The sequence below is a fragment of the Candidatus Infernicultor aquiphilus genome, assembly GCF_002784285.1.
In the GTDB taxonomy this organism is placed as follows: Bacteria; Atribacterota; Phoenicimicrobiia; order Phoenicimicrobiales; family Phoenicimicrobiaceae; genus Infernicultor; species Infernicultor aquiphilus.
The window spans coordinates 1-2,684 of sequence record NZ_PFKO01000303.1; the positions used below are offsets into that span (position 1 = coordinate 1).

Here is a 2,684-nt window from a genome sequence, read left to right on the forward strand (position 1 = left end):
TAAAACTTAAAAACATATCCGTAAGGTAAAATTTTATCACTTTTTAATTTTAAATGCAAGAAGATATCCTTTAAAATATTTTTAAGGGATATCTTCATCAATATTATCAAAAAACGTTATTTTCTATTTTATTTCTACCACTGCTCCAACTGCTTCTAATTTTTCCTTTATTCCCTCAGCCTCTTTTTTATCTACATTTTCTTTTACTGTATTTGGTGCACTTTCTACCAAATCTTTTGATTCTTTTAATCCTAACGCAGTAAATGTTCTTATTTCTTTTATTACTTTAATTTTATTTGGTCCTATTTCTTTTAGTATTACCTTAAAATTGGTCTTTTCTTCTACTTTATTATCTTCACCTGTTGCAACTGCTCCCGCGGCATTACTGGGCATTCCAACAGGCATAGCAGCAGTTACTCCAAATTTTTTTTCCAAAGCTTTAACTAAATCAGCTAATTCTAATACAGTCATTTTTTCTATCTTCTTTAGTATTTCATCTGGCAATTCTTCTGAGACTGCTGATTCTTTTTTTATATCAATTTTTTCTGTCTCGTTGCTAACTACTTCTTTTTCTTCTTCTTTTAATGCTTTTTTCTTTTCTACCATTTATTTCACCTCCTTCCAATATATTTATCGTATGGCGTATTGCACATAAAGCTCTTTTTAGTCTCCAGGTGTAATACAACATTAGCATATATCATATTCTTTCCTATAAAATTTAAGAAACCTCAATTTCTTTTTCTTTTTCTTTTTTAATAGCTTCCAAAGTATAAATTAATCCTCTCAATGGACCCTGCAAAACAAACACCAAAGAATAAAGAGGAGATTTAACTCCAGCGACTATCTGTGCAATAAGAACATCTTTTGAAGGTAGAGACGCTATCTCTATAACTTTCTCTTGATTTAAAAATCTGCCTTCTACTAAACCAGATTTAACCTTTAAATCAATTTTATTTTTTTTAAAGTACTCATTTAGTAATCTCGCCGGTGCTACTCCATCGTCACTGCTAAAAGCTATTGCAGTACAACCCACTAAATCTTTAGTAAGCTCCTTTATATTCAACTCTTCGCTGGCTTTTTCAATTAAAGTATTTTTAGTTACTCTAAATTCTACCTTCTTTTCTTTTAACTCATCTCTAAGCCTATTAATCTGGGATACATTCATTCCTTGATAATCTGTTAAAATTATTCCTTTAGATTCCTTTAATTTTACTATTAAATCCTGAATTATCTTTTTTTTAGAATCTTTACTTAAAGCCAAAATTTACCCTCCTCTCTAATCTGAAAATTCTTGATAATAAAAAACCTCCCTTAGACTTAAATCTATAAGGAAGGTGAAACTAATAATCTTTAATTATTTTATTCTCACCTCGGCGGGAAGATATTCTAATATCTATTAAGTTATTTCCTAATAACTCCTGCTGTCTAAGGTATGTTAAAATTTTAATATATTTCTTATTCTATATTTTTTTGTTTTTCCATCCAAGCACCTATCTTTTGTTGATCTAGATGTATTCCTGGACCCATAGTTGATGAAATAGCAATACTTTGTATATATCTTCCTTTAGAAGACGACGGCTTAGCTTTAATTATAGCATCTACAAAAGTTATAAAATTTTCTAATAATTTTTTTTCATCAAAATTTGTTTTCCCTAAAGGTGCATGAATTATGCCAAATTTATCCGCCCGATATTCTACTTTTCCTGCCTTTATTGATTTTACAGCATTTTTTATATCAAAAGTGACATTTCCTATTTTAGGATTAGGCATTAAACCTCGGGGTCCTAAAATTTTACCTAATTTACCTACTATTTTCATCATATCTGGAGTTGCTACAGTAGCATCAAAATCAGTCCATCCTTTTTGTATTCTTTCGGCTAAATCTTCTGCTCCTACAATATCTGCTCCAGCTTCTTCCGCTTCTTTTACTTTTTCGGCTTGAGCAAAGACAATAACTTTCACTTTTTTACCTGTACCATGAGGTAAGTCCACTGCTCCTCTTACTTGCTCATCTGAGCGACGTGTATCAATGCCTAATTTAATCGCAATATCGATAGATTCTTCAAATTTTGTCCAATGAAGTTCTTTAACCAAATTAAAAGCTTTTTCAGGTTCATAAAATATATCTTTCTGATACTTTTTAATAGCCTCTAAATATTTCTTACCTCTTTTTTTACTCATTTATTTTTCTCCTTGTGGTGTTAATGGATTTTATCCTTCCACACAATTTTATAATTAATTATTTTCTATCTCTATACCCATACTTCTGGCAGTGCCTTCAACTATTTGGACAGCACTTTCTAAGTCTTTGGTATTTAAATCGGACATCTTACGTACAGCAATTTCTTCAATTTTAGCTCGAGATAATTTTGCCACTTTTTCTTTGTTTGGAGTACCCGACCCTTTTTCTATTCCTGCTGCCTCTTTTAATAAAAATGCTACAGGAGGCTTCTTGCAAAAAAAAGTAAAAGACCTATCTTCATATACATTAATAACTACAGGTATAATAGTACCCACTTCCTTTTTTGTCTTTTCGTTAAAAGCCTTGCAAAATTCCATAATATTTAAACCATGTTGACCTAAAGCTGGTCCTACAGGGGGTGCAGGGTTAGCATTACCAGCTGGTATTTGCAATTTTATTACGGAAACCATTTTCTTAGCCATTAAATTCCTCCTATAATTAG

At 30.9% G+C, this 2,684-nt stretch carries 4 protein-coding genes and 1 other annotated feature; all 4 genes read right to left on the reverse strand.

Going from position 1 to position 2,684, the window contains the following annotated elements:
- Positions 1-123 precede the first annotated feature (123 nt).
- Positions 124-504, reverse strand: a complete 381-nt coding sequence (gene rplL, locus COZ07_RS08375; RefSeq protein ID WP_406608115.1) for a 50S ribosomal protein L7/L12 — start codon at positions 502-504, stop codon at positions 124-126.
- Positions 505-718: 214 nt separating this feature from the next.
- On the reverse strand, positions 719-1,261 hold the full coding sequence (gene rplJ / locus COZ07_RS08380) for a 50S ribosomal protein L10 (RefSeq protein ID WP_406608112.1): 543 nt from the start codon (positions 1,259-1,261) through the stop codon (positions 719-721).
- A gap of 28 nt (positions 1,262-1,289) precedes the next feature.
- Positions 1,290-1,449 (reverse strand) — a sequence feature (ribosomal protein L10 leader region).
- Between the two features lie 6 nt (positions 1,450-1,455).
- Positions 1,456-2,181, reverse strand: a complete 726-nt coding sequence (gene rplA, locus COZ07_RS08385) for a 50S ribosomal protein L1 (RefSeq protein ID WP_406608113.1) — start codon at positions 2,179-2,181, stop codon at positions 1,456-1,458.
- A gap of 54 nt (positions 2,182-2,235) precedes the next feature.
- On the reverse strand, positions 2,236-2,664 hold the full coding sequence (rplK, locus tag COZ07_RS08390) for a 50S ribosomal protein L11 (RefSeq protein ID WP_406608114.1): 429 nt from the start codon (positions 2,662-2,664) through the stop codon (positions 2,236-2,238).
- Positions 2,665-2,684 lie beyond the last annotated feature (20 nt).

Coding starts and splice junctions, on each gene's coding strand:
- rplK (WP_406608114.1), bottom strand. CDS start 2,664: ATGGCTAAGAAAATGGTTTCCGTAATAAAATTGCAAATACCAGCTGGT.
- rplA (WP_406608113.1), bottom strand. CDS start 2,181: ATGAGTAAAAAAAGAGGTAAGAAATATTTAGAGGCTATTAAAAAGTAT.